The sequence below is a fragment of the Oceanicola sp. 22II-s10i genome (assembly GCF_002210105.1).
Classification (GTDB): Bacteria; Pseudomonadota; Alphaproteobacteria; order Rhodobacterales; family Rhodobacteraceae; genus Pseudooceanicola.
The window spans coordinates 21,041-46,087 of sequence record NZ_AQQU01000018.1 but is presented as its reverse complement, the minus strand read 5'-3'; the positions used below and the strand labels follow the sequence as shown (position 1 = coordinate 46,087).

At 58.9% G+C, this 25,047-nt stretch carries 24 protein-coding genes and 5 pseudogenes; 14 read left to right on the top strand and 15 right to left on the bottom strand.

Going from position 1 to position 25,047, the window contains the following annotated elements; genetic code table 11:
- Positions 1-16: 16 nt before the first annotated feature.
- The 3 genes from ATO6_RS23155 to ATO6_RS23145 form a co-directional block, all read right to left on the bottom strand.
- Positions 17-1,057: a hypothetical protein gene (locus ATO6_RS23155; RefSeq protein WP_088626346.1), complete on the bottom strand. Its 1,041-nt coding sequence runs from the start codon at positions 1,055-1,057 to the stop codon at positions 17-19.
- On the bottom strand, positions 1,050-2,750 hold the full coding sequence (locus tag ATO6_RS23150; protein WP_217899055.1) for a hypothetical protein: 1,701 nt from the start codon (positions 2,748-2,750) through the stop codon (positions 1,050-1,052). Before ATO6_RS23150 ends, ATO6_RS23155 begins: the two co-directional genes overlap by 8 nt.
- A gap of 203 nt (positions 2,751-2,953) precedes the next feature.
- Positions 2,954-4,252: a hypothetical protein gene (locus ATO6_RS23145; RefSeq protein ID WP_217899054.1), complete on the bottom strand. Its 1,299-nt coding sequence runs from the start codon at positions 4,250-4,252 to the stop codon at positions 2,954-2,956.
- 24 nt (positions 4,253-4,276) lie between these two features.
- Here ATO6_RS23145 and ATO6_RS23140 point away from each other — a divergent pair, with 24 nt between their 5' ends.
- Together ATO6_RS23140 and ATO6_RS23135 are read left to right on the top strand one after the other, a co-directional pair.
- Positions 4,277-4,585: a DUF1778 domain-containing protein gene (locus ATO6_RS23140; RefSeq protein ID WP_088626343.1), complete on the top strand. Its 309-nt coding sequence runs from the start codon at positions 4,277-4,279 to the stop codon at positions 4,583-4,585.
- Positions 4,582-5,136, top strand: coding sequence for a GNAT family N-acetyltransferase (locus ATO6_RS23135; RefSeq protein ID WP_088626342.1), 555 nt, complete (start codon positions 4,582-4,584; stop codon positions 5,134-5,136). Before ATO6_RS23140 ends, ATO6_RS23135 begins: the two co-directional genes overlap by 4 nt.
- A gap of 64 nt (positions 5,137-5,200) precedes the next feature.
- On the opposite strand, the gene ATO6_RS23130 is transcribed toward ATO6_RS23135, so the two are convergent.
- Positions 5,201-5,794 carry an SMC-Scp complex subunit ScpB gene (locus ATO6_RS23130; protein ID WP_088626341.1) on the bottom strand — a complete coding sequence of 198 codons (594 nt, stop codon included), beginning with the start codon at positions 5,792-5,794 and terminating at the stop codon, positions 5,201-5,203.
- A 2-nt stretch (positions 5,795-5,796) separates the two neighbouring features.
- Positions 5,797-6,699 (bottom strand): DUF1403 family protein, encoded by a 903-nt coding sequence (locus tag ATO6_RS23125; protein ID WP_088626340.1) that lies wholly within the window; start codon positions 6,697-6,699, stop codon positions 5,797-5,799.
- Positions 6,700-7,076: 377 nt separating this feature from the next.
- On the opposite strand from ATO6_RS23125, the gene ATO6_RS23120 reads away from it, so the two are divergent.
- Positions 7,077-8,114, top strand: coding sequence for a tyrosine-type recombinase/integrase (locus tag ATO6_RS23120; protein WP_088626339.1), 1,038 nt, complete (start codon positions 7,077-7,079; stop codon positions 8,112-8,114).
- A 12-nt stretch (positions 8,115-8,126) separates the two neighbouring features.
- Here the strand turns inward: ATO6_RS23120 and repC are convergent, their stop codons facing one another.
- The 4 genes from repC to ATO6_RS23100 form a co-directional block, all read right to left on the bottom strand.
- The gene (gene repC, locus ATO6_RS23115; protein ID WP_088626338.1) at positions 8,127-9,407 is read right to left on the bottom strand and encodes a plasmid replication protein RepC; all 1,281 of its coding nucleotides are present in this window, start codon (positions 9,405-9,407) and stop codon (positions 8,127-8,129) included.
- Between the two features lie 226 nt (positions 9,408-9,633).
- Entirely contained in the window at positions 9,634-10,656 is a 1,023-nt protein-coding gene (locus ATO6_RS23110; RefSeq protein ID WP_088626337.1) for a ParB N-terminal domain-containing protein, read from the bottom strand.
- Positions 10,653-12,008 carry a ParA family protein gene (locus ATO6_RS23105; protein ID WP_172431746.1) on the bottom strand — a complete coding sequence of 452 codons (1,356 nt, stop codon included), beginning with the start codon at positions 12,006-12,008 and terminating at the stop codon, positions 10,653-10,655. The genes ATO6_RS23110 and ATO6_RS23105 overlap by 4 nt, the downstream gene beginning before the upstream one ends.
- 208 nt (positions 12,009-12,216) lie before the next feature.
- Positions 12,217-12,555: a DUF736 family protein gene (locus ATO6_RS23100; RefSeq protein WP_088626336.1), complete on the bottom strand. Its 339-nt coding sequence runs from the start codon at positions 12,553-12,555 to the stop codon at positions 12,217-12,219.
- Between the two features lie 176 nt (positions 12,556-12,731).
- On the opposite strand from ATO6_RS23100, the gene ATO6_RS23095 reads away from it, so the two are divergent.
- Positions 12,732-13,775, top strand: a complete 1,044-nt coding sequence (locus tag ATO6_RS23095; RefSeq protein WP_088626335.1) for an IS110 family transposase — start codon at positions 12,732-12,734, stop codon at positions 13,773-13,775.
- Between the two features lie 577 nt (positions 13,776-14,352).
- On the opposite strand, the gene ATO6_RS23085 is transcribed toward ATO6_RS23095, so the two are convergent.
- Positions 14,353-14,958: an aminoglycoside adenylyltransferase domain-containing protein gene (locus ATO6_RS23085; protein WP_254919253.1), complete on the bottom strand. Its 606-nt coding sequence runs from the start codon at positions 14,956-14,958 to the stop codon at positions 14,353-14,355.
- Positions 14,959-14,961: 3 nt separating this feature from the next.
- Positions 14,962-15,054: pseudogene (locus ATO6_RS25645) on the bottom strand (nucleotidyltransferase domain-containing protein); the annotation flags it as partial.
- Between the two features lie 2 nt (positions 15,055-15,056).
- On the opposite strand from ATO6_RS25645, the pseudogene ATO6_RS23080 reads away from it, so the two are divergent.
- A pseudogene (locus ATO6_RS23080) lies at positions 15,057-15,590 on the top strand (IS30 family transposase); the annotation flags it as partial.
- Between the two features lie 4 nt (positions 15,591-15,594).
- Positions 15,595-15,897, top strand: a pseudogene (locus ATO6_RS23075) (integrase core domain-containing protein); the annotation flags it as partial.
- A 38-nt stretch (positions 15,898-15,935) separates the two neighbouring features.
- Here ATO6_RS23075 and ATO6_RS25640 read toward each other — a convergent pair.
- The 3 genes and pseudogenes from ATO6_RS25640 to ATO6_RS25540 all read right to left on the bottom strand — a co-directional run.
- Positions 15,936-16,097 (bottom strand): annotated as a pseudogene (locus ATO6_RS25640) (transposase); the annotation flags it as partial.
- A gap of 287 nt (positions 16,098-16,384) precedes the next feature.
- Positions 16,385-17,311 carry an IS110 family transposase gene (locus ATO6_RS23065; protein WP_254919255.1) on the bottom strand — a complete coding sequence of 309 codons (927 nt, stop codon included), beginning with the start codon at positions 17,309-17,311 and terminating at the stop codon, positions 16,385-16,387.
- Between the two features lie 220 nt (positions 17,312-17,531).
- Positions 17,532-17,660: a hypothetical protein gene (locus ATO6_RS25540; RefSeq protein ID WP_254919252.1), complete on the bottom strand. Its 129-nt coding sequence runs from the start codon at positions 17,658-17,660 to the stop codon at positions 17,532-17,534.
- Here ATO6_RS25540 and ATO6_RS25635 point away from each other — a divergent pair.
- Positions 17,640-18,023 (top strand): annotated as a pseudogene (locus ATO6_RS25635) (transposase). The gene ATO6_RS25540 and the pseudogene ATO6_RS25635 overlap by 21 nt on opposite strands.
- Positions 18,024-18,284: 261 nt before the next feature.
- Here the strand turns inward: ATO6_RS25635 and ATO6_RS24890 are convergent.
- Positions 18,285-18,803, bottom strand: coding sequence for a hypothetical protein (locus ATO6_RS24890; protein WP_141102065.1), 519 nt, complete (start codon positions 18,801-18,803; stop codon positions 18,285-18,287).
- 168 nt (positions 18,804-18,971) lie between these two features.
- Between ATO6_RS24890 and ATO6_RS23055 the strand changes: the two genes are divergently transcribed.
- The 7 genes from ATO6_RS23055 (at position 18,972) to ATO6_RS23025 (ending at position 25,043) form a co-directional block, all read left to right on the top strand.
- Positions 18,972-20,174, top strand: coding sequence for an NAD(P)/FAD-dependent oxidoreductase (locus ATO6_RS23055; RefSeq protein ID WP_088626333.1), 1,203 nt, complete (start codon positions 18,972-18,974; stop codon positions 20,172-20,174).
- 30 nt (positions 20,175-20,204) lie between these two features.
- The gene (locus ATO6_RS23050) at positions 20,205-21,491 is read left to right on the top strand and encodes an aromatic ring-hydroxylating dioxygenase subunit alpha (protein WP_088626332.1); all 1,287 of its coding nucleotides are present in this window, start codon (positions 20,205-20,207) and stop codon (positions 21,489-21,491) included.
- A complete protein-coding gene (locus ATO6_RS23045; RefSeq protein ID WP_088626331.1) occupies positions 21,488-22,003 on the top strand; it encodes an aromatic-ring-hydroxylating dioxygenase subunit beta in 516 nt (171 codons plus the stop codon). The genes ATO6_RS23050 and ATO6_RS23045 overlap by 4 nt, the downstream gene beginning before the upstream one ends.
- Positions 22,004-22,065: 62 nt before the next feature.
- The gene (locus ATO6_RS23040; protein ID WP_088626330.1) at positions 22,066-22,833 is read left to right on the top strand and encodes an SDR family NAD(P)-dependent oxidoreductase; all 768 of its coding nucleotides are present in this window, start codon (positions 22,066-22,068) and stop codon (positions 22,831-22,833) included.
- Positions 22,830-23,156, top strand: a complete 327-nt coding sequence (locus ATO6_RS23035) for a non-heme iron oxygenase ferredoxin subunit (RefSeq protein ID WP_088626329.1) — start codon at positions 22,830-22,832, stop codon at positions 23,154-23,156. The genes ATO6_RS23040 and ATO6_RS23035 overlap by 4 nt, the downstream gene beginning before the upstream one ends.
- Complete coding sequence (locus ATO6_RS23030) at positions 23,146-23,826, top strand: TetR/AcrR family transcriptional regulator (RefSeq protein ID WP_176441074.1); 681 nt, start codon at positions 23,146-23,148, stop codon at positions 23,824-23,826. Before ATO6_RS23035 ends, ATO6_RS23030 begins: the two co-directional genes overlap by 11 nt.
- A gap of 47 nt (positions 23,827-23,873) precedes the next feature.
- A complete protein-coding gene (locus ATO6_RS23025) occupies positions 23,874-25,043 on the top strand; it encodes an ABC transporter substrate-binding protein (protein WP_176441073.1) in 1,170 nt (389 codons plus the stop codon).
- Positions 25,044-25,047: the final 4 nt, after the last annotated feature.

Below are 25,047 nucleotides of genomic sequence, written 5' to 3'. Positions count from 1 at the left end.
CTGGTTGGGCCGGACTCTACCTCAAAATGGAGGAAGATACGGGTCTCAGGTCACTCTCAGTCTCGACATACTGCACTGCCATGTCATGCTCGATTGCTGCCATCATGGCACCGGCAGCCATCACCTTACTCCCGATCGGCGATAGAACCATGCGCAACAAGTACGTTCCCTTCATCGTTCGATCAAAACGTAGCTTCAGCCGTGACAGCCTCCGGTACGTGTCGAGAGGATTCCACTCTGACACGTATAGGAAGTCTCTGGGGTCAACGTGCCATTCTTCAGTGATTTGCTCTTGGTACTCAGCAACAAGATCGTCCGCTCTGCGAGGATCTTTTGCAGGAAACGGCAAGATTGGACAGATCTTGTAGAAGTCTCGAACTTGAAGCTGGCTTCCGATAAGGTTCAAGGTAGAAGCCCTGCCCTGCGCCAGTTGCGGTATCCAGATCTGAGCAAGCTCCATGTCCTCTGTGTCGTCCGAGGACCTAGCTATAGGAGCGAAGCCCCGAACTGGACTTGGGCGGTCGGAGGGATCGCTTCGGATCAGATCATCGAGATCCGGGTCCGACGCAATCATGAGGTGGAACGTCCGTCCCGGATTCTTCTCACAGTCTTCAAGGAGTAACCTAGCCGCCGGAAACCCAATACCGACCGACAGAGCGCTCAGATCGACGACCACATCCGTTATCTCGTCTGGGATCGGCCGCTCAGAAAGTGCGCCGGCAATACGTCGCCCACCCACCGGCGCCCCGTCGTCGGCGAAGATTTCAATTCGAACCACCTCGCTTCCGGGTATTGACTGCAGGAGAGAAGTCTCGTTTGCGTCTGCGCGATCACGAAGGGCCTGATTTGCACCTGGGCGTTCCTCTCGCACGAACACTGCACTCAGACGATTTCCGAGCACCTTCTGCAACTTAAGCGCCACGGAGCGTGATCGGGGATCAAATCCCGCCGCAGCAACAAGCAGGACGCGTCTATGCTCTTCAGAAAAGTACTCGTCCACAAATGTGTCGACCTCGTCGTCAGCGTGTGTGATGCAGTTCGCCCAGTGTTCACGCATCGGCCAAAGCCTCGCGAAAGAAGCTTTCCTTAGTTGGAATGAAGCCACCGCGCACAAAGGTCAGACCGAAAGCGAGGGCCACGGTTCCTGTCAGTTCGATAAGACACCACAGCTTACCGCCCTGACCATAGTCACGTTCAATTGTGACCGCACCGCTGGCTACAGCATGTTTTAGCACCAATAGTATTGGATCGTCGGAAGGAAGCATCTTGAATTCCTCCTCCAGAATACCAATCGCGTTTGCTCCTGCATCGAGTGGCGCGTTGGGTTCGAGTGTTCGGTCAACACAAGCCCTGCCAATCGCACGCACGAGGGCACGGACACGAGTTGCTTGCGGAAATGCCCACTCTCGAATTATCCGTTCAGCCTCGTCGCGTAGAACGGCTTGCTGAACCTTGGCGTCAAGTTCTAACGGCTTTCTCCGAACGGCACGCGTTTCAACTTCGCCAACCAGCGCCCCAGCAAAACCAAGAAAAACCTCGGCGTTCTCGTTGCTGGCATCGCAAACATCATCGGCTCCAAAGTGGAACGGTCGACCGAATTGATGGTGCAGATGAACTCTCGCGCCGTGGGCGACACCTGCATCCGCTTTCAATGGATTTCGTGGATCCGGATCATCGTCGTCGCCGAACAATGAAGGCGTCACGTTTGCTCTTCGTTTATCGTATCGGTGCAGAAGAATTCGCGACATAGCGACGGCAACGTCGTCGCCGACTGCGCCCTTCTTTGCATAGCCAGCAACCAACTCGTCTATCGACGCACGTCTCTCGTCAGTGATTTCAAGGCGACGCTGGTCCTTATCGGTGGTTTCGCGAAGATCGCGAAGTTGGGCATCCGTCAGCTTTGGCGCTGCGCCCGACAGCAGACTTCTTAGTGGTGGAGGCCGATTTCTGAAAGTCGGGATCATCGGTAGATACAGATCGGCCATTCCCAGCGCCATACGGCGGAATTTCTTTCGAGCAGCACCCTTGTCCGAGTCGAGCTGCATATGGATATCTAAGAAATCGCGTCCCTGTGTTCGATTGTGGCCTGGCTGAGAATCTGGCGACCGAAGTACTGCCCCAGGACTAAGTGCATCGAGTCGCATCATCATCCATCTGCCAAACCGCATTTCACGATGCGACAGAGTTCGGAATAGCGCCTCCAACTGGGCGTGATGGAGGTCGTGGATATCGTCGAGCATGGCGAGTGGACGCAGCTCCAACGGTTGTCCATCCCAGTCAATCTCGACTGCTTGGATTACATCGAATGGCGCATAGGGCGCAGTTGCTTCGTACGGCAGCTCTTCTAGGGATGGCGGTACTAGGCCGGACCCAACGCTATAGATTGCCCGCTCTACCTCAAGTGCCCGACGACGAACACCTTCTGCATCTAATCCACCGATTTGCTCCACCTGGGTTTCAAAGTCGGCGCGTGGAATGAAGCGGATTTGATCGAGTGCACGCGTCCCTCTCGCGGTGAGACCACGTATCAAGCCGAGCATTGCCCGTGCTTGCACGAGCCAAAAAGCAAGCTTTGTACGAACCGCCTCATCGTAGGGCAGCTCCCAAAAATCCCGATACTCAGATTCCATAGGAATCCGTACCGCCGCCACGTGCGGACGACCATCTACTACAAAACCAGCATCGCCGAGTGCACGAGCGAGCGGTTTGTTTGTATCGCTGTTTTGATCCCTTAGGATCGACTCGACCATGCGAAACTCAGCCAAGGTAGCCAGCATCGTTTTCCCAGTACCGGGCGAACCGATGATCCGTATCGGGTGCGAAAAGAGCTGATCCTTGTGCGGACTATTCGCAAGGAAAGTTGTCAAAGGCAGTGGGCTTACTATTGAAAGGAAAGCCTCTGCGTCTCGAATGTACTCAGTCGCTCGGCGCTGAAATGGGTTTGCCATGAGTATTAGCCGTGCCTATCGCGTCGCTGGAAAAGTGGGCGCGTATTCGGGTCCGCCTCCGACCCGGTTTCGCTCCAAATCAGCGGGACACTATTATTTGGCGTGTTATGCTCTAAGACCAACGGTAGTGCGCACCCGCCGTAGCCATAGCACATTGTCTCCATGCCAGCCTCGCGGCAGTGTTTCTCAAGACGCCTAAAGAGCTCTGGGTCATAAGCCCGCTCACAAAGTGCAATGAATTGGGCATCGATCTCATTCTCAGCAATCCGATTGGGCTCAAAACCAATAGCAGATGCCTCGACTGCACCCCCAGCCTGCAAGCCTGGCTTTGGGCGCCCAAGCGGTAAATTATCACTTAGAAGCAACCCCTCAGTAATATGAACCTCATCCCGAAAGCTTCGATTTTCCAGCATTTTGACTAGCGCGCCTACCCGTTCCGTCAGCGTGCCACGGGCCTGAGAGGTCGAGACGTAGTGATGAATATGAAGGCTGTAGTTTTCAGAGATTGGAAATACCTTTTCCTTTGCCGACAATGACCTTCGCGCAGCCTCGACCATCTTGTTGAATTTGTGAAGTTTGCCCTTCGTTTTTCCTTCCACCGTTCTGATGAACGTGGTGCCTGACGCGGTGAAGTCGTCAATTAGAAAGACATCTTCGAAGCGCGAGTTGGCATCGAGACCAGGCGCCGAAATGAGATCTTCACCAAGACTCTCCCACTTCGCGTCATCAACATTCATCATCGGAATAATTTGCTCTTGCGAGATGCGCCCTGCGTTCGATCGCCGTAGCACGTCGATACGGCTTCCGTCGCTGAGCCCAACGAATAGGCACTTTCGCAAGCGCGACTTAAAGGCTTCGGCCGGCTCGTTGGCTGCCCATACTTCCCAGGGATGAAGGCCGCACTCAGCGCCAACGCTTCGCCTAAGGTATGGCGTGACCACTTCAGGGATGAATGCCTCGACGACGCGATGCATCTCTGCCGTGGAAATGTACACTAGGCGCTGTTTTACAAACCGGTAAGCGATCGCTCGGTCGTAGGAAGTATCGAATTGGCGCATCCAGTCGACGAGTGCTTCAAGGAAACCCGCACCTGCGGCGAAGTCGGCGTAGCCATCGTATTTGACTGAAGCCATTAACCGAAGCCAGCCAAACTCCCGAGTTGCAGTGGCATCGTCCCAGTCCATGACATCGGCAAGTAGCTTAAGCGCAAGACTGTTTCCGATCATGTTGAAAGCGATACCAATTTTTTGCGGACGTGACGACCTTGTGATCTGTCTTGACGCGTACGTCGTTCTGACGTACATGTCAACCCATGAGAGGAGATCGAGATGCGTAGCTTCGAGGACCCTACATTAGATATCAACGAGCGTAGTTCGGAGCGTATGAACTTCCGCACTAAGCCACATGTGAAAGCCGCGATCCAGCAGGCTGCAGCACTGTCTGGTGTGGACGACTCCGTGTTCACGATGAGTGCGGCGTATAGGGCGGCGCAGGACGTTATCCGTGCTCACGAGACGACCGTTTTGTCTCCGGCCGACCATGCGACTTTCTTCGATGCTCTCGACAACCCGCCGCCACCGACGGATCGGTTGCGCGAAGCCTTTGAACGCCACAAGGCTCGCGTGTCCTCCCGTTGAGCCAAACAGAAGATGACGTCACGATCGAGCCCTTCGATCCAGACAAACACGATCGTGCGAACTTCTCTTGCGGCGTGGATCAAGTCGACAACTACCTCAAGAGAACGGCGAACAAACTAAGCAAAGCGGATAATGTCCGCTTGATGGTGATGACCAAGGGCGAAAGGAGCGTCATAGGCTTCTACGCACTGAACGCCCATGCGGTCAGGTACGAGGAGCTACCTAAGAAGTATGCTCGAACACGTCCGTCTCACGGCTCGATCCCCGCCGCCTACATCTCCATGATCGGTCGCGATGAGCGATATCGAGGATCAAGTTACGGCGGAGACCTCCTTGTCGATGCGTTGAGTCGGATCGTAGCAGCCGCAGATCAGATCGGTATCTCAATTGTCATGCTCGATGTGCTCGATTGCGGGGATCCGGACAGAACCGTTCGACGCAAAGCACTCTATGAGAGCTACGGATTTCAGGAACTCACAAGTGTTCCACTGCGGATGTTTCTCCCGATTGCCGTGGCAGCTCAACTCGTCGATGAGATTTCCGCTGAATGAAGATCTGGGCTGATGGATCAAGAGCTCTCGTGCAAATAACGATAGTCAAACCTGCCACCTGGTCTCATCCGGCGGCCAGACCAGCATCCTCCAGCTGCTCCCTGTCCGGCAGGTCCTGGAGCGACTCCAGATCGAAGGCGACCAGGAACTGCTCCGTCGTGACGTAGGTATATGGCGCCCCGCGCCGGGGCGACCGCGGTCCGGTTCCGATCAGCTCCCGCGCGTGGAGCCGCCCGATCAGATCGCGGCTGATCTCCTTGCCGAAGATGTCCTTCAGCCCGTCGCGCGTGATCGGCTGGTGGTAGGCGATGGCGGCCAGCACCGCGACGTCGAATTCGCTCAGGTCCAGAAATTGATCCCCGACATCCGCCGCAGCGCGGATCGCGGGGGCGTAGGCGGCCCGCGTCCGGAACATCCAGCCGCCAGCGACTTGGGAGATCTCGAAGGCCCGCCCCTCCAGATCGGCGCTGAGGTCCTCGACCAGCAGGTCAATCGACGCCCCCTGCCCCACCACGCGTGCAAGGTCCTCGCGCGGCACCGGCGAGGCGGACGCGAAGAGCACCGCCTCGATCCGGCGCATCCATTCGCGCCAGCGCAATTCTGGCGGCAGGTCGGCCAACTCGCGGTCAAGCTCGGGTTCGGAGCGATCCTTCGCCATCGCTACACCCCGTAAAGCCGAAAGGTGTCACGCCCGGTCAGCTCGCGCACGGCGCCGAGCTCCACCAGCCTGTCGCAAAACCGGCGCGCGGCACGATCGGACCGCAGCGAGGTCAGCGCGGTGGGTGGAACGGCGTCCCGGCTCAGAAACAGCGCAACAGCATCGTCCGACCCCTTTGCGCGCAGCTTCGGCGCAATGTCCCGCAACCGGGTGGCATGGCGGGTCAGGTCGGCGGCCTCCCGCGTCACTTCGGTCGCGGCCGTTCCGATTGCCCGATGACAGGCCAGCCGCAGGTCCTCGCCCGTCTTCCGCAGATCCCCGCGCTTGAGACCGGGCGCCAGAAGCGGCAGCACATGTCCCCAGCCAAGCGCCTGCGCCAGGGCCGCGTCCGCGAGCAGCAGTGCTGATGCGGGATCGCGTGGGCGATCCTCGAGAACGGCCTGCAGTACCGCCGCGGCGCGCGCAACCGGCGCAAGCCCTCCATCCCGGGGCCCCGCATCCAGCCAGGCAGCGATCCGATCGACCTCCAGTTCCGTCAGCGCCCGGTCCAAAGCCTTGACCGAGACCGGCCGCTCCACCGCCCTTTGCCACGACAGCCAGACCGCGCCCGCCGGACCCGGGCTGTCGCCCGGTTGCAGGAACGCCGCTGCATCGCGCAGTTCCCCGGCCCTTTCGGGCCTCCCCTGATGCGTCACGCAGGCCTCTGCCGCGCGCAATGCCAGCCGCTCCCGCAGCAAAGCCTGGGGGACATCCGTTCGGCTGACCACAAGATCCAGATGAGCGAGCGCGGCGCCCGACAAAAACGCCACATCCTCGGGTGTTTCGCCTTGCCCGCCGGTGACCCAGGCGGGCATTCGGGGTAGCGTGCCGAGGTCGTCCCCGAGGCTGTGGCGAACATGGGTCATGCCACAAGACTAGTCTCTCGCGGCGCTTTCGTCTACAATATGCTGTGGCAACCGCCCCGCCTTGCCGTGCGCCAATATGTCCAATAATTGCATTTATCGGACAACCGGAGATAGGCTGCAAGAAATACGGATCGCGTTCACAGTTCATCACTGGATTCACGTTTCATGACTGGATTCTCAACCTTTCAGGCACTTGGTCCGCGAGAGCGGCAGGGATTCGTGAGATTCCGGAGCGGTATTTATGAGGCTGGCCGAGTCGGAATTCGTGAGACTCGATCTGGCGCCTGGTGGTGTCGGCCCATCAGCGTGGTCTCTCGCCGATCTGAGTGCGCTCACACGCGACAGAGAGCCGCCAACGTTATCAGAGGGACTCCATCATGAGCACTGACGAAAGACCGATCGCCCTTCCGGACCACGTCGCCGGCTCCGGGACGCTGGATCGCCTCGTCGACACGGCCCGCGAATATGCCCGGGCGGCCGCGTCGGAGAACACCCTGAAGGCCTATGCGAAAGACTGGGCACATTTCACCCGCTGGTGCCGGATGAAGGGCACCGAGCCGCTGCCGCCCGTGCCCGAGATGATCGGGCTCTACCTCGCCGACCTGGCTTCCGGGGCGGGCCCCTCCCCTGCTCTATCGGTTAGCACCATAGACCGCCGTCTGTCGGGCCTTGCCTGGAGCTACGCGCAGCGGGGATTCACCCTTGATCGAAAAAACCGTCACATCGCCACCGTGCTGGCCGGGATCAAGCGCAAGCATGCGTGCCCGCCGGTGCAGAAGGAAGCGATCCTGGCCGAGGACATCGTCGCCATGGTGGCCACCCTGCCCCACGATCTCCGAGGTTTGCGCGACCGGGCCCTCCTGCTTTTGGGCTACGCCGGAGGCCTTCGCCGCTCGGAAATCGTCAGCCTCGACGTCCACAAGGACGACACGCCGGAGTCGGGCGGCTGGGTCGAGATCCTGGACGGCAAGGACGGTGGCGGCGCCCTCCTGACGCTGAATGCCAAGACCGGCTGGCGCGAGGTCGAGGTGGGCCGCGGCTCAAAGGACCAGACCTGCCCCGTGCACGCGCTGGAGCAATGGCTGCATTTCGCGAAGATCGACTTCGGTCCTGTCTTTGTCGGGATCTCGCGCGATGGCAAAAGGGCATCCGAAACGAGGCTCAACGACAAGCATGTCGCGCGGCTGATCAAGCGCACGGTCCTGGACGCCGGCATCCGCTCCGAACTGCCCGATAAGGTACGTCTGGCGCTGTTCTCTGGCCACTCGCTGCGTGCCGGCCTTGCCAGTTCCGCTGAGATCGACGAACGCTATGTCCAGAAACAACTGGGACACGCCTCGGCCGAGATGACCCGCCGCTACCAGCGCCGACGCGATCGGTTCCGGGTGAACGTGACCAAAGCTGCCGGTCTCTGACCCCCTGCCCCATCACGCCGCCTGCCCGCTGAGCCTGCCATAGAAGCTGCGCTCGAGATGCAACTCCCCTGCCCCGGCCTTCTCGACCATGCCGCGCAGATAGCCGCCCGGCGACGAAACCTCGCCTGCGCAATGCTTCTCGAAGACAAGCGCCAGCGCTGCTGTCGCCACCTGTTTGCCCAAACGGTCCTGTGCCACGTTCCAGGCATGCTCGGACACCCCGATCATCGGCCGGAGTTGACCGGCAACACGATGCAGATCGCCCCAATCTTTCAGGAACCCGCCCATATTGCGCGACCACGATGCGAATTCGGGACAGGCCTGCATCACGGTGGGCAGATCCAGCGCCGCGCGCTTCTTGCGCACCTCGTTAACCCACTCTTCCAGCTCCCTATCAACCTGATCTTCGGGCTGAGCATTGGGCACCATGGTCGCGGTTTCCTCATTTTCTGAGGAATTACTAGTTACAGGATCAAGTTGGTTTGTAATTAGTATATGAGGTTCAGAAATGACCTCCCTGGGGTTCAACTCTTGAGTCTTCTCGGGAACTTGCTCCTTGGTTTCAGGCGTATTTTCCACAGGCTGGGTAGCCTCAGTTGCCTTGAGATAGGCCGCCTCGACACGCTCCTGGAGATCCTTGAACCAGCCCAGCAACCGTGCAAGCTGCTCAGAAGCTTCGTGGCGGCGCGGAAGCCGGTCCAATAACTCTTCGAAGAGACCCGTGAACTGCGCCCAAGGCCCGCGCAGCGCGCTGCTGACGGCCGCCTCGATCCGAGCGCGGATCATACGGCGTGCAACCGTGATCTGGCGCTTCAGGCGCTGACAGAGTTCGCGCTCGGCCTGCAAATCGGCATGGAGCTCCTCGAACTCCTCGACACGCGCCGACAGCGGCGACAAATCAAAGCCATAGGCCTCGACGATGCGCCCCTCGGCGTCCCTGCGGCCCCACCGCTTGCCGTTCGGGCTGTCCTGGAAGGAGATCACGCCAATCTCGGCCAGGCGTCGGGCATGGCGCTTGAGCGCGGAGAGCGAGAACCCCGTCTGCTCCATCAGATAGGCGTTCGACGCCCAGACGATAGGGCGTTGCCCCTCCTCCCAGTCTTGGGCCTGGGTAAAGGCCCCGAGCGTGTCGAGGAGCATCATGTCTCCGGCCTTGAGGCCAATGTAGGCCCCCACCCGCTTGACGGCCACGAAGGCCCGCGTTTTGGGTACAGCCACCTGTTCACCGGCTTGGGCAAGCTGCTCTGCAATGCCAAGACCCGGTGTCGGCTTGCGCCAACCTGTATGTTTCATGCCTGTATCTCACCTCCGGTTATGTGGAGGCAAAAGAAAGCCGTTCGCTCTGGAGCGTTCGTCGTTGACAGTGAATCCAGCGAGACTTATCTTGAAGGCGACCAAACCATTAAGATCAGCTCTCAGGCCACACCGCTTGGGGGCTTTTCTTTTGCCTTTGCTTCGATTGTCGTTCCTTTTTGCTCCTTACCTCGTCGTTCCGGAAAGTATGCCGCTGGCATTGTCGTCAGTCGGAATCCTTTCCCGAACCTTCGGCGCTCAAGTAGTCGGCGACTAAGTCTCCGAGCTTCTCGAGACGCTCTTGGTCAATCGGCACACCTGCAACCTTGATGGATAAGTTCCCATCGACTGAAGTCGCCGAAAGATTTCGTTTGCCCACCTTGCGTTTGACCGTGAGCTTACTGGGCTTTGCCTTCGGTTTTGGCTTGGAGGTGTTCACCCTCTCCAAGCTCGCCAAGGCTCCTTGCAAGTCGCGAAAGCTCATGTCGTAGACATTCTTGAACGCGTTCAAGATTTGATCTTGCGCAGCGAAGACAGACCTTGCTCGCGAGACTAGGCTCTCATGCACGCCAATTTTCTTTGCGAAAGCCACAGCTGTCAGCTTGTCTTCGCCAGAAGCCAGCGTTTCATACATTTCACCAATCGAAACCAACCGCTCAAATGGGCTAAGATTCTCGCGCTCCTCATTCTCGCGGAACCGCAGAAACAACATCTCAAACTTGCTGTTCTCGGCGTTTCGCGCGCCCGGCGAAGCTAGGATTGCACGAAGAGGTAAACCCAGCTCCGACGCAGCAGCCAGTCGGCGGCGTCCTGTAAGCATCACAAATGGAACGCCAGTGACGTTCGACGGCTCCAACGGATCCGGCTGCCAGTCCGGATCCTCGGGCCACACCAGAATGGGTGTGTCCTGCCCGTTCGAGGCAATGCTGCTTACCAGGGACCTGAATGCTTCCTGAGACATCCAGTCTTGACGGCGGTCGGTCCCCATCGGATCTGAGATCTGGTCTGGCGACAGGCTTATCTCGTGGCGGCCGTTAAGGATATCCGAACAAAGCTCGGCTCTGCTTCGCTCCACGGCGGCTTGCGACTGCGCAAGCGCCCCTGATTTCCAAGCGCTGCCGGCCCCCTTGAAAGGAGTGGAAACAGCATCACCCGGTTCTGCCCGGCCTTCGAAACCGGGCGTGCGCTCCTTGGATGGGTCAGGGTTGGTAGCCTTGCTGACCAACGACCTAGGAATACTGCGTTTCATGCTTCGCCCTCGCCGTCATCTTCGTAGAATTCGTCCATCCATGCATCAGCGTAGCCGCGTTCGAGTCCTGGCCAGAGCCGCGATACTATGGCGTCATTCACGGCATCGGCATTCGTGATGAACCGGTTGATCCCCTTGCGCTTTCCCGGCGTGTCCGGCTCATATTCGTATACGGACTGATAGACGTCTGACGCATTTGAGATCGCGTCGGAACGCAGATAAAACACCGGCAGAATTTCCGTGGGGCAATGTTCTAGCAGGTTTCCGATGTGGTTAAGGTCCTGCGCATTGGACCGTTGGACGATCGTCGGCAACAGCATGTTCGCACCGGTTCCGATCTCGATCCTTTCATGGGCCAGAATGTGCTGAAGCATCCCCAGCAGGCCGGTCACAAAGGTCGACAGCGTTGCGATGTCGAACCCCTTCATGGTTTGCGGGATGACCAGAGAAGTCGACGCAATCACGTTATTCAGCTGGAAAAGTGTCAACGCGGGTTGATAGTCGATTATGATGACATCGAGGGTCTCGGTCAGCGCAGCATCCAGCCGCTGCTGATCGACCTTGCCCTCGACTACCAATTCGTTGGGCAGCGTCTTTGGTGGGTGGCCCGCCTTCCACCGATCAATGGCATCGCGCAGGTAGCGATAGAAGCTCTTTCCGGAGGGGGCCTCGCGCACAAGGCGCGCAATCTGAATCTCACCCTCAGACGTTTCGCCATGTGCCGGCAGCAGACGCAGCCCCGGCCACGAGGTCTTGAGAAAGAAACTGTCGAGCGTCTGCGCATCGTGATCGGTGTATGGCGCATCTTCAGACTGGAAGAGGCCGGCAAAGTCCACCATGGAGGCAGTGTTCTCGTCGGGCATCTGGGGAAGACCCTCTCCCCCGACGAAGTAGAGCGTTATTGTACTTTGCGGGTCGGCATCCATGACACCAACACGCATGCCGTAGTGCAAACTGAGATACTGGGCGAAATGCGCGGCGCTCAGGCTTTTGGCGGTGCCGCCTTTCTGGCTTGCAAACGAGATGACGGGCAAAGGTGCATCAGGCTTCCGCCAGGCCAGGTAATCGTACGGCCGCTTTGCCGAGGCCGCCAGAAGGGCCCGCATGTGCATCAATTCGGAAAGCGTGAAAACGCGCTCTCTTCCAACATATTCGCCCGCAGGAAAGTCGTCGCTCGAATTGGCGAACTTGGTGAGATACTGAATACTCACGTTCAGAAACCTTGCGCACTGGCGCATGGACCACGTGCGCTTTATGCGCTGACGCAAGGTGAGTTCCTTGTTCACTGCCACCATCGTACGCTCAAGCCCACGTGACAGGTCCGTCAAAAACTGTTCCAGACTACCGCTCATTCCTAAGTCCTGACTTCGGTTGGATCCGAGTTCGACTCGATTCTGCTTCGATGGTAGCACGGTTTTGGAAGAAAGATAAAGATACCACGCGCCTATGGGTTTCAGGCGCTTATTTAGAGGCTCCAAGAGCCCAAAACTCCAATCTTGAACGCGTTCAAGATTGGAGTTTTGATGGGCCGATCGGCAGGGAGCCGACCGGCCCTAGCCGTCACGCGGCGTCTTGGGGCCCCCAGGGGATGACGGCCTGCAGGGACAGATCGTCCTGGTTCGCGGCCTTGCCGAGGTTGGCGTTGAAGCCATGATCGCGGATGGTCAGCGTGTAGTAGTCGGCGCCGGTCTCCTTGTTCTGCTTCTTCCAGATGCCGCCACACTCGACCAGCTTGCCGCGCGGGGAGCGGCCGAGGACGCGGTGCGTGGGGGCCATCGGGTTGGTGCTCGCGACGGGTTCGACCGTGATGTCGAGGTCGAAGGTCAGGGTCGAGATGGAGCCTGTGCCCTTGGCGGTCTCGATGTCGGCGCTGGTGAATTTGATGCAGTTCGTGGTCATTGCTCTTCTCCTTGTTTGCGTTGCAATGTTGGTCACCTTGCAGCTGGCCAAGGCCCGGCCACACCGAAGGCGAAGCGCAGCGGAGAGGGGCAGGCGCCGGTCTTTTTGATGGTGTGGACACCCTCCACCCCCAACTTCACCTTTGAGAAGAAATCCGAGGGCAAGAGGAGGAAAGAATGTCCGGACTGACAATTGGCGTAGATATCGCAAAACGATTTTTCCAAGTGCACGTGATAGACGGGAATGACCAGGTGCTTACGAACAGAAAGCTGCGACGATCCGAGCTTCTGGCCTTCTTCGAAGATCTGCCGCCCAGCTTGATCGGCATGGAATCCTGCGGCGCAGCCCATCACTGGGCCCGAGAACTGATCGCCCTGGGCCATGAGGTCAAACTGATGACCCCGAAATACGTGAAGCCCTACGTCAAACGGGGCAAGAACGACGCCGTCGACGCCGAGGCGATCTGCGAAGCCGTCTCGCGCCCGACCATGCGTTTCGTCGCGGTGAAGTCGGTCGATCACCAATCGGTGCTGATGATCCACCGGACCCGGTCCTTGCTGATCCGTCAGCGGACCATGCTGGTGAATGCCCTGCGCGGCCATCTGGCCGAACTTGGCATTGTCGCCCCTGTTGGGATTGAGCGGGTCGGCGAGCTGGTCGACCGTGTCCTCGGACACGAAGGCGACGAGCTTGGTGTCCCGCCGCTTGTTCGATCCATCGTCAAGACCTACACCCGGCAGATCACGATCGTCACGGACGAGGTCAAACAGCTTGAGAAACAGCTCAGAGACTGGCATCGAACGAGTGAAGCCAGCCGCAGGCTGGCGACAATCCCCGGCATAGGGCAGATCATTGCCACGGCCCTGGCCGCGACCGTAGCGAACCCAGAAGCCTTTCCATCGGGTCGTTCCTTTGCCGCATGGCTGGGATTGACGCCCAGATCCAATTCTTCTGGCGGAAGGGAACGAAACGGGAGGATCACGAAAGCTGGCGACCGAACTCTACGAACACTGCTTGTGCTCGGGGCGACATCGGTCATCAGGCGGGTGACATCTGGGCGGGAAACGCCACTCTATGGCTGGGTGAAGCGTCTAATCGAAACCGGCAAGCCACCGCGGTTGGTGACGGTGGTATTGGCCAACAAGATTGCGAGGATCGCTTGGGCAGTCATGACCGGGAAGGTAGAGTATCAACCTGAGAGGGCGGCGCTCGCCGTCTGAGCAAGGCCAGAAACACAGAGATCGGGAGAGCGTGCACGTCGAATGATGAAAACCGGTGCCAGCCGGAGATCAGGAAAACCCGTTCGCGTAGCTGTATCTGCGTATACGTCTTTTTGATAGGGACCATGATCTGCGGACTTCATCAGGGCCAGCGGCATCCGCCGCGACAAAAGGCCGGACACATGAGCGCACTGAACCGGAAATCGGATTTCGAAAAAATGCTTGACCGACGGGTGTCCACACATGCCTCGCGAGGAATGACCTGCAGGGGCAGGGGAAAAAGATCGGCGACAACCTTTGTGGACGAGACGACAGCTGCGACCAGCATGTCATGCAACTCAGACAAAGGGAGAAGTGCGGGGGCCACGAAGGTATCTGGGTGAACTGCCGAGGGAGATGCCGGGGGTGGCGATCTAGTGTTAAGCCGACTTAGTAGGCCAGAGCAGTTGACAGATCGAAACTTCGCGAAGAAGAAATCCAGCCTCAGCGCGGAGCCGCTGGCTAAATGACTGAAGAAGTGCGCCTAGTCGCAATCCGGGAAGACGCCATAGGCAGAGGGAGCGGAGCTTCATCCTCGCTACATTGAGTTGGTTACGTTCTCACTCATGCGCCCCGCCAACTCGCAGACTGCCACAGCTAGGCTGCTCCAATCGTCCGTGACTTCGCCGAGATAAGCCCTTCGCGCATGATCGAGTATCGTAGCGTCCGAGCGAGGCAATTGCGGAATCGCCCATTTGGCGGCAGTATCCTTCGTGACGAACTTCCCTGTGCTGGCCGTGTGCCACATCCGCGCAAGCGTCAGAAGGACATTCCTCTCATCCCCGTGCAATCCATCCAGCAAGTCCGGAAGTGAATCGCGCATGGCTTGGTTCACATGCTCTTTCGAGACGTCCGTCAGCAGTTCGCTCCTCGGCGGTCCGAACAAGGGAATGGCCTCCTGATGGGCCTGCGCGAGGACTAGAGAATATTCCGGATCATAGCCGGGCATCGGCCTCTCACCGGCCTCGAAAGCCTCCCGCAGCCACTCTCCATAAACGAACCCCGCTCGCGCCGGGTAGTCACTGCGCTTGAGGTCGGCTTGGCAAAACACCATTACCTCAAGGCAGCGGGCGCCTCCTGGCACGGCAGGATGGCGGCCGGAAAGACGCAGCAGTTCAAGCAACAAACTGCTGCGCTGGCTCATGGTCAAGTCGGACTTAACCACTGCAAGAAGATCTATGTCGCTCTGCGGCTGAAGACCACCGGACACGGCTGATCCATGTAGATATACGCCAAGCAGCGCATTGGGAAGGCGATCTCATTCTCGGTCTCGGCAGCTCGGCGATTGGCACGCTGGTCGAACGCACGACCCGCTTCACCATGCTCCTGCACTTGCCACGCATGGAGGGGCACGGCGCGGGAAAGTCGGTCAAGAACGGTCCGGCTCTCACGGGTCACGGTGCCGAAGCCGTCCTCGATGCCATCGCAGGGACGATCGGCAGCCTGCCTGCCCATCTGCGTCGCTCGTTGACTTGGGACCAAGGTGCCGAGATGGCCCAACACGCGCAGCTCCGCATCGATACCGGTCTCGATATCTACTTCTGCGACCCTCAGAGCCCCTGGCAACGCGGCAGCAACGAGAACACCAACGGTCTGCTCCGCCAATACTTCCCCAAGGGCACGGATCTCAGCAAACATGGCGCCGAAGAGCTGAGTGCCGTGACCCATGCGCTAAACACGCGTCCCCGGAAGACGCTGGGATGGCAAACGCCGGCAGAGGCCCTCGACCGGCTGCTCAAACAAGATAAGATCGAAGGTGTTGCGACGACCGGTTGAATCCGCCCAATACCTGTCCATTCGCTACACCGAGCGGTTGGGGGAGGCCGGCATCGAACCATCCGTGGGCAGCGTCGGCGACAGCTACGACAACGCCTTGGCGGAAACGATCAACGGCCTGTTCAAGGCCAAGGTCATCCACCGTCGCGGGCCGTGGCGCAACTTCGAGGCCGTCGAATATGCCACCCTCGAATGGGTCGACTGGTTCAACAACCGCCGCCTGCTCGAGCCGATCGGGAACATCCCTCCGGCAGAAGCAGAGGCAAACTTCTACGCCGCTCTGGAAACTGAAGACATGGCCGCGTAACTAAACGAAATCAGCCTCCGGCAAACCCGGCGCGGTTCAATCTTCCGGATCTGGTTTTCGACGGGGTTGGTGTCCAGTTCGAGACGCCCATCCTCGAGGAACCGGGTGAGGCCCTGCCAGCGGGCCAGCGTGTATCTTATGTCGTCGGCAAGCTTCGAGGACCGGGGGATGCGGGAGAGTTGTGCCTCAAGCCAGGGCCGGAAGGGGTCACGTCCGTCATGTGTGGATGCCCCCTGCGGGTCAAGGCGCGATTTTGGTGATGACAGCGATCGAACGGTGCGGTCATGTGTCCGGCCTCGACTTGCAGCACCTTGGCTGCGGGCCTTGATGAGATGCGCGGAAACGAGTGCCGGATCAAAGTGGCGCTCTCGGGGCGCGTTGACGGACACGGGCTTTCTCGCTGTCGGGCTACCGGTTCTTCGCGTTCATCATCGTGGTGCACCTTGGCCTTCGCCGGTGGCGGTTCCGGCGAAACGCGGTCTTCGGATCAGGACGTGGCGGTTTCCCTGTAGATGCCTCCCCTGACCATGAGCGCCCACGCGATCCGGGCGAGCTTGTTGGCAACCGCGACGGCTGCCACCTTGTAGGGGCGTCGCGCGAGGAGTGCCGACATCCATCCATCGCGCTCGGGCGAGGAGCGGACATTGCGCAATCTGGCGATCGCGCCCAGCAAGAGGAGCGATCGCAGCATGGTGTTGCCCTGCTTGGAGATAGGGCCAAGCCGTTCCTCGCCGCCACTCGAGTTCGCCCTCAGCGTCAGACTGATCCTGGGCGCGAAGTGACGGGTGGACCGGAAGGATTTCGGGGCAGTCAACATGGCCTGTAACGCGCAGGCGGTGATCGGGCCGACTGCCGGGATCGTTGCCAGACGCCGAGCTGTCTCATCCTCCCTGCAATGCTTGACCAGGCGGCGGTCGATCCGCCTGATCCGGTCATTCAGCCCATCGATCTCTTGGATCAGATCCTGCAACACGTCGCGCACGGCGTCCGGCAGGCGCCGATCCGACGCATCGCGGACGATCGCGATGAGCTCATTCAGCCGGCCGATGCCTTTCGCCGCGACGATGCCGAACTCCGCGAGATGGCCGCGCAGCGCGTTGACCGTGCGTGTGCGCTGCCGGATCAGCAGCTGTCGGACCTTCAGTTCCACGCCTGCCGATTGCTGGGGCACTGTCTTGATCGATGCCAAGCGCATGGTCGGTCGCGTCACTGCCTCGCAGATCGCTTCGGCATCAGCCGCGTCAGTTTTGCCCCTCTTGACGTATGGCGTGACATAGGCCGGAGGCATCAGCCGAACTTCATGGCCAAGCGCGGCCAGTTCCCGGGCCCAGAAGTGCGCGCCTCCGCAAGCCTCCATACCGATCAAGACCGGAGGAATGCTCCCGAAGAACGTGATTAGATCGGAACGCCTCAGCTTCCTTCGCTAGACGACCGTTCCTTCGGCGTCGACGCCGTGGACCTGAAACACGTTCTTTGCCAGATCCAGCCCAATTATCGTAATCTCCATGACGGATGCTCCCTGTCTCCTTGTGGAATGCCTCGGCTTTACCACGCTCTGGCACATCGATGCCGCCAAGCAGGGGGCATCCACCCCATCAAGCTGGTGTAATTTCTCGGATGACCTGAGGGCATGATCAGGCCGCTTCGGTTGTGATGCTGAGAATGGGGTCGATCTCCTCGGTGTCGATTTGTGCGAAGGCCTCAACCATCATGTAGCGGCTGGCGGTCTGCCATTTGATGGCATGGACCACCTCGTCGGGCATATCCTTTGGCCTGTGCTGCTGCCGCTTATCTCCGTTCATGCGAATGTGTGTGGCGAATTGGACGGGCTTGATCGGAGGGTCCGCCAACTCGCACGGGAAGACGAAACCACCCGACGTCTTATGACGGTTCCCGGCATCGGCGTGGTGACGGCGCTTACGTTCCGCCACAAGATCGATGATCCCTCGCGATTCCGAAGTGCGGCGACGGCCGGTGCCTACCTCGGCCTGACTCCGCGCCGCTAGCAATCCGGCGAAACTGACACCAACGGCCGCGTATCGCGATGGGGAAACCGGATGCTACGAACCTTTCTGTTCGAGGCGGCCAGCGTCCTGCTACACCGGACAAAAAATGGTGCGCCCTGAAAGCATGGGGCCTCCGCCTCGCCAAGCGCAACGGCATGAAGAAGGCCCAGGTCGCTGCCGCCCGCAAGTTGGCTGTATTTCTACACTGCATCGGGGTCGACGGGACGGTCTTCGAATGGGGGAAAGAGCGACCTGCATGATCGACGCTTGACCCGACCCTGAGATTGCAGGCCCGCAATTAAAGGGCAGATTGACAGCTCAAATCTGCCCGGAGGGCGGTGACGTCAGGCAAAAGTTGAACAACCTGAAGGGATCCAACACCTAGCTGCCGAGCGGCATTGCGCAAGTGCATACAGTCCCTTTTGTCGAGGGAATCACCCCCAGTTCAATTGATTCGAATTCCTCGCTGGCAAGCAAGATGTCTTCTTTGTGTGTCAGCGCCTCGACATGCCCACAAAGAATACGCGAATAAGACCATTTCGATTCCGCGACCACCGTTCCGTCCCTGCGGCACAACTGAATGATCAATGGTGCGTCCTGACCATTGGCCGAGCAGGATTGAAAGCCATCGCCGATACCAAATGCCTCGACGCGGCAATGCCCCTCGGAAAGGCATTGAATGCTGAGTTCAATCTCAACCATCCCGACAGCGGCGTCGAAATTTTGGTCATAGAAATAGACGCCCCCAATCCGGCCATAGTGGACTTTGCCGAGGGATGCATCATGGGGAACCTGCGGATCTGCGCGATCCGGCATCCGCGGTGGAAGCATGCCAAGACTGCAGCTTTGATACCCGCTAACAACCTGTATTTTATCACTATCTTCTGCTTTTTGCGACATAACTGTGCACCTCCCTGATTTTCGTGCATTGACAAGCAGTCTAGACTGTTTGTAAATCCTTGGCAAGAAAGTTGACCGGCCGGGAGGTTGCCGGAGAAGGGGGGAGAGAATGCAGACCCACAATTACAGAAATGCTCCGGGCGTGGCCTGCCGGTTCGTTGGCCGACCATGACCGACCGAGTCGTTGTCGTTGGCGCCGGTCAGGCCGGGGCCCGAGTTGCGCTGGAACTCCGTTCGGCGGGATTTTCCGGTTCGGTCGTTCTGGTCGGGGCGGAGCCGCATCTGCCCTACGAGCGACCCCAGCTATCCAAGGAAATGCTGACAGATCCGGCTTGGTCGACTCGTTTCATGAAGGCACAGGGCGACTGGAGCGCCGCCGAAATAGATTTGCGGCTTGGCAGCCCCGTCGTCGACGCCGATCCCAATGCACGGGTCGTGGCGCTCGCCGGGGGTGAGGAGCTTTCCTACGATCATCTGGTTCTGGCGACAGGCACCAGCGCCCGGCAATGCGATCAGCTTGCCGGGTTGACCGTGCCGATCCATGTCCTGCGCACGATCGAGGACGCTGCCGCCATCCGCGAGCGGATGGCTATGGGAGGAAGGATCCTGATCGTGGGCGGCGGGATCATCGGACTGGAAGTTGCCGCGGCGGCAGCGGGGGCCTGCGACGTGACCGTGGTCGAGGCCGGCTCACGTCTGTTTGAACGGGGGCTGCCCGCGGAGGCGTCCGAACATCTGGAGCAGATGCACGCCGGGAACGGCGTTCGTTTCCGGTATGGTGTGAGGCCGGTCTCGGCGTCGGGGCGCGACACCACGCTGAGCGATGGGTCGGTGGAAAGCGCCGATCTTGTCGTCGTCGGCATCGGGGTGGAGCCGCCGCGCGGGATTGCCGCCATGATCGGTTTGCCAGAGGGCGCGCAGGGGCTTCGGGTGGACGACAGGGCCGGCACCGAACGCAGCGGTGTGCTGGCGGTCGGGGATGCGACCGAGCAGTTCAGCCGGTGTCACAATCGCTGGATGCGGATCGAGACCTGGGCGAATGCCAACCAGCAGGCAGCCATCGCCGCGGCGTCGATAACAGGCGCGCCGCAGCCGGCAAAGGTTGCGCCGTGGTTTTGGTCCGATCAGTATAACATGAACATTCAGGTGGCGGGCGACAGCATCGGTGAAGAGACCGTCTTGCGCGGCGATCCGGCCAGCGGGCGCTTCGCTGTCATCGCCTTGCGGGGCGGTGAGATCGTCGGGGGCACCACAATCAATGTTCCCAAGGACATGGCCGCAATACGTAAACTGGTCGGAAACGGCATCCGGCTGGAGCGGGCCGCCATCGAGGACCCCGCTTACAAACTCAGACAGGCAATTCCCGCCTGAAACCCATCAACCGGAGGAGGATAAGACGCAATGAAGCCCAACGGAAACGATCCCTTGGTGATGATCGACAACGATCGGCATCTCTTCAAGGTTTCCAGAAACAACTTTACTGACCCGGATGTGTTCGTAAAAGAGCGCGAGCGTATCTTTTCCACTTGCTGGCTTTATCTCGGCCACGAATCGGAACTAAAGAAACCGGGTGACTTTGTGACCCGAGTGGTCGGCGGCCGCAGCATTCTGTTCAACAAGGACCGCCAAGGCAACATCCGGGCGCTGTTCAATTCCTGTCCCCACCGGGGTTCCCAAGTCTGCCGTGAACGCAAAGGCAACGCCAAGTCCTTTCAGTGTTTCTATCATGGCTGGGTCTTCGGCCAGGACGGCGCGCTGAGAAATCAGCCGGGCGAAGAAAGCTATGGGCACGACTTCAAGAACGACCCTGATTCCAACATGCGTCAGGTGCCCCGGCTGGAAAGTTATCGCGGGCTGTATTTCTTGTGCTACGACCCTGAAGCAATCCCGCTTGTTGATTACCTTGGCAATGCCAAGGAATATCTGGATGTGATCTTCGATCAGTCGGTTGACGGCATGGAGGTCATTGGCGGCACCCAGGAATACGCGATGAACGCGAACTGGAAGCTTCTGGTAGAAAACAGCATCGACGGCTATCACGCGACGAGCACCCATGCGACTTATCTGGACTACCTCAAGTCGATGGAAGGCGGCCTGACCAATGTCGCGTTGAGCGGTGTTGGAAAGGATCTAGGCAATGGCCACGGCGTGATCGAATATAGCGCCCCCTGGGGACGGCCTGCCGGTCAATGGGTGTCACTCTGGGGCGATGAAGGGAAGAAAGAGATCGACGCTCTTAACGCCCGGAACGAAAAACTATACGGCAAGGAGAAAGCAGACCGGATCGCTTACAAGAACCGCAACCTGCTGATTTTCCCTAACCTGATCATAAACGACATCATGTCGCTGACGATCCGCACCTTCTTCCCGCAATCGCCAAACCTGCTTCACGTCAATGCCTGGGCGGCCGGACCGCAGGAAGAGAGCGCGGCGGCTCGCAAGTTCCGCCTGTCGAACTTTCTGGAGTTCCTCGGGCCCGGCGGCTTTGCCACTCCGGATGACGTAGAGGCTCTGGAACATTGCCAGCTGGGCTATCGTAATAGTCAGGAAGTGCGGTGGAACGACATATCAAAGGGCATGGGCTTGGAACAGCCGGCGATGGACGACGAAGAGCAGATGCGTGCGTTCTGGCGCGAATGGAGCCGCCGCCTTACCGGCCCTGAACAAATCCGGGGAGAGCGGACATGATCGCTGCAACAGAAAAGGGATCTGACGCCGGGACGCTCACGCGGTCAGAAGTAGAGGATTTTCTATACGCCGAAGCGGAGCTTCTTGACGAATGGCGGCTGCCGGAATGGCTGGATCTGTTCACCGACGATGCGACCTATCAGATTCCGCCGACGGACATTCCCGCCGATGCGTCACCCGACAACAACCTGTTTTACATCGCGGATGACAGGTACCGGTTGGGCGAACGGGTCAAGCGATTGATGAAGCGGACCGCCCATGCGGAGTATCCGCATTCAAAAACCCGCCATCAGGTGTCGAATGTTCGTATCCTTTCGCAAGATGACGGTCAGGTTGAAGTCGCGTGTAATTTTTCGACCTATCGAACCAAGGATGACTTCAGCAACATCTTCTTTGGCAAGCTCCTGTACGGTCTGGAGGTTTCGGACGGCAAAATCCGGATCAGGTCCAAGCGTGTTGTTCTTGATACCAACGGCCTGCGTAATCAGGGCCGGATCAGCATAATTTTGTAACACGGACGGATCGCGCCCCGGTCTTGCAGGGGCGCGATCGACGAAGAGTGAGGGGACCGACTATGAGCGGAAAACTGTCAGGCAAGGTTGCCCTGATAACGGGAGCGGGGCGCGGAATTGGTCTGGTTATCGCTGAACGTCTGATGGCAGACGGGGCGCGGCTGGTGATCGCCAATTTCGACGAGACCGAAGCGACCGTGGCGGCCGAGGAAATGGCAGCGCGACATTTTCAAGGAAAGCCCCCAGTGGTCGTTCCCGGAAACCTCGCGGACGAATCCGTTGCGAAGACGGCTGTCGATGCGGCCATTGGCGCATACGGACGGCTCGACATTCTGGTCAATAATGCAGGTGGCGGGATCATCAGAGCATTTGCCGAACATACGCCCGACACCCTTCGTGAAACCATTGACCGAAATCTTTGGACGGCGGTCTGGTGCTGCTGGCACGCGTTGCCTGTCATGCGCGAACAGCGTGGCGGGCGGATCGTGAACGTTGGTGCGGATTCCGTGCGAAACGGTCTGTGGGATCATGCCGCCTATAATGCGGCCAAGGGCGGCATGCACGGCATGACCACCGGATTGGCCCGGGAGTACGCCCTTGACGGGATTACCGTGAATACAGTGGCCCCTTGCGCGACCAACACACCGCAAATGGCCGAGATTACCGAACGCGATCCTAAATTGGCAGAGAAATTTCTCAGTGTGATCCCGATGGGGCGACCGGCGGAAATGAGCGAAGTCGCTTCGATGGTAAGTTACCTGGCCTCGGACGAAGCGGGTTTCGTGACCGGACAGGTGATTTCGGTAAATGGCGGGAGCACGATGCTATGAGTGAAGATACAAAAAGGATCTTGGCTCTTTTTCCCGCCGAGGATTTGCCGGAAGGTGAAATACGTGCCGAGACCCTGCCGAATGGAGACGTCATCGCCGTCTACAATGTCGATGGCAACTTCTTTGCCACTCAGGACCAATGCTCGCATGGCGAGGCTTCGCTGTCCGAAGAAGGCGAATTGTGCGGAAAGTTTGTCGAATGCTCGTGGCACTTCGGAACCTTCGACGTGACCACGGGCGAACCCGGACTGATGCCCTGCGAAATTCCGTTGAAAACCTACGCTGTTTTCGTCGCGGATGGAAAGGTATCCATTGAATACTAAAATTTCCTCCAACAAGCAGAGCGACAAGGCGGACACCGATGCGGTCAATGCCTCACGGTCGCAAGACGAACGCAGCCTAGAAATGCGATCACGCCTCATATCGGCCTCAATCGAAGTGTTGCGCGAACGTGGGTTTTCCGGGTTCAGCACCGAAGCGGTGGTGCACAACGCCGGGGTATCGAGGGGCGCACTGCTGCATCATTACCGTCACAAACGGGATTTGATCCTGGCAGTTCACGAGCACCTCTACCAAATTGCCGTCGACAAAAGCATCGAGGGCGCTCAAGCAGCGACCGACCAGAGCAAAATTTTCGACGAGATGCTCAAGGATGCAGAAAGCTTCTTTCTGGGGGAGCATTTCTTCAGCGTTCTGGACATTGTTCTGTCCGCGAGCACGGATCCCGATCTGAAGACCGAGATCCTGGAGGCGTCGCAGAAAGCGCGTCTGCCGATCGAGGCCGCATGGGTCAAAGTTATGTCCAAATACATGCCGCCGCCTTTAGCCGAGAACCTGGTCTACATGACCTTCAATATGGTCCGGGGTTACGCAATGCGGACGCTCTGGGACAGCAATGCCGAAAAATATGCCGAAGTCACCGCCATCTGGAAAACCATGATGGTCGATACGTTGACACGCGAAGACATCGATTGGCCCGTCGAACAGTCATGACAGCAAGGGCTATGAATTTTGTGCTGTCACTTATGGGAGGAAAAGCCATGAAAATTAAACAGTTTGCCAAGAGCTTGGTCCTGTCGGCCACAGTTGCCGCGGGACCGGCGCTGGCGGCCGATGACGAGGTCGTGATCGGGGTAAGTGCTGCACTGAGCGGTTCGGCCGCTGGCACATATGCCGCGCCGGCCGAGGGTTTGAAGCTGTACCTCCACCTCCTGAACGAAGCGGGAGGCGTCAACGGAAAGACCGTGTCGCTGGTGATCTATGATGACCAGGGCGATGCATCGCGGGCGGCGAGCAACGCCAAAAGGTTTCTGACCCAGGACGATGTGCAGATGATCATCTCGGTCAGCACATCGGCAACCTTCGCCCCGATCATCAGCCAGGCGACGCGCGGGAAAGTGCCCGTTTTGTTTGCCGGTTCGGTCTGTCCTGCAGAGACGATGCCGCCGGCCAAACCACTCTTGTATTGTTCGACGGGCTTTTCCGCAGTTCATGACAGCATCGCAATGGTCGATTACCTTCGTGACCGGGAAAGCAGCGATGCCACCGTCGGATTTTCCGCCATGGGCATTCCAATCTCGCGGGCGGGGATGGAAGAAGCCGAACGGTTGGTATTGAAAGCGGACATGAAATCGGCCGGCGTCGAGATCGCGCCGCCAGGAACGGCTGACTACACATCCTTCGCAACCAAACTGATTCAGAATGGAGCCGATTCAGTTCTGTCCTGGGCACCGTGGGCCGTGCAGATCCGTTTCGTCGATGCGCTGCGCAAGCAGGGTTGGAAAGGCAACGCTTACGTCGGCCATCTGGCTGAGGCCGAACTTGAGATGATGAAAATGAAGGACCCGAACCTTTTCACCTTGGGAACCAACGTGATGCTGTTCGAAGACAGCGAAGCCACGCAAACCCTTGTCAATGCGGTGAAGGAATCCGGTTCCAACCTGCATCCAGAGTCCATTCTCGACGGATGGGTCGGCGGCATCGTCGTCGAGGGAGTTCTTGAACAGCTTGGCGAAGACACAAGCGCCGAGGCGATTAATGCCGTCATGAGCAACATCGAAATCGACACCAAGGGATTGCGCGGAGGTCCGATCAAATGGACCGATGACAATCATTTCCGCGAAACCATTTACTACCGAGCCTATCGCTGGAGCGACGAAAAGAGCGCGATGGAGATCGCACGGGACTGGAAGGCCTACGAGGTCGAATGAGGCC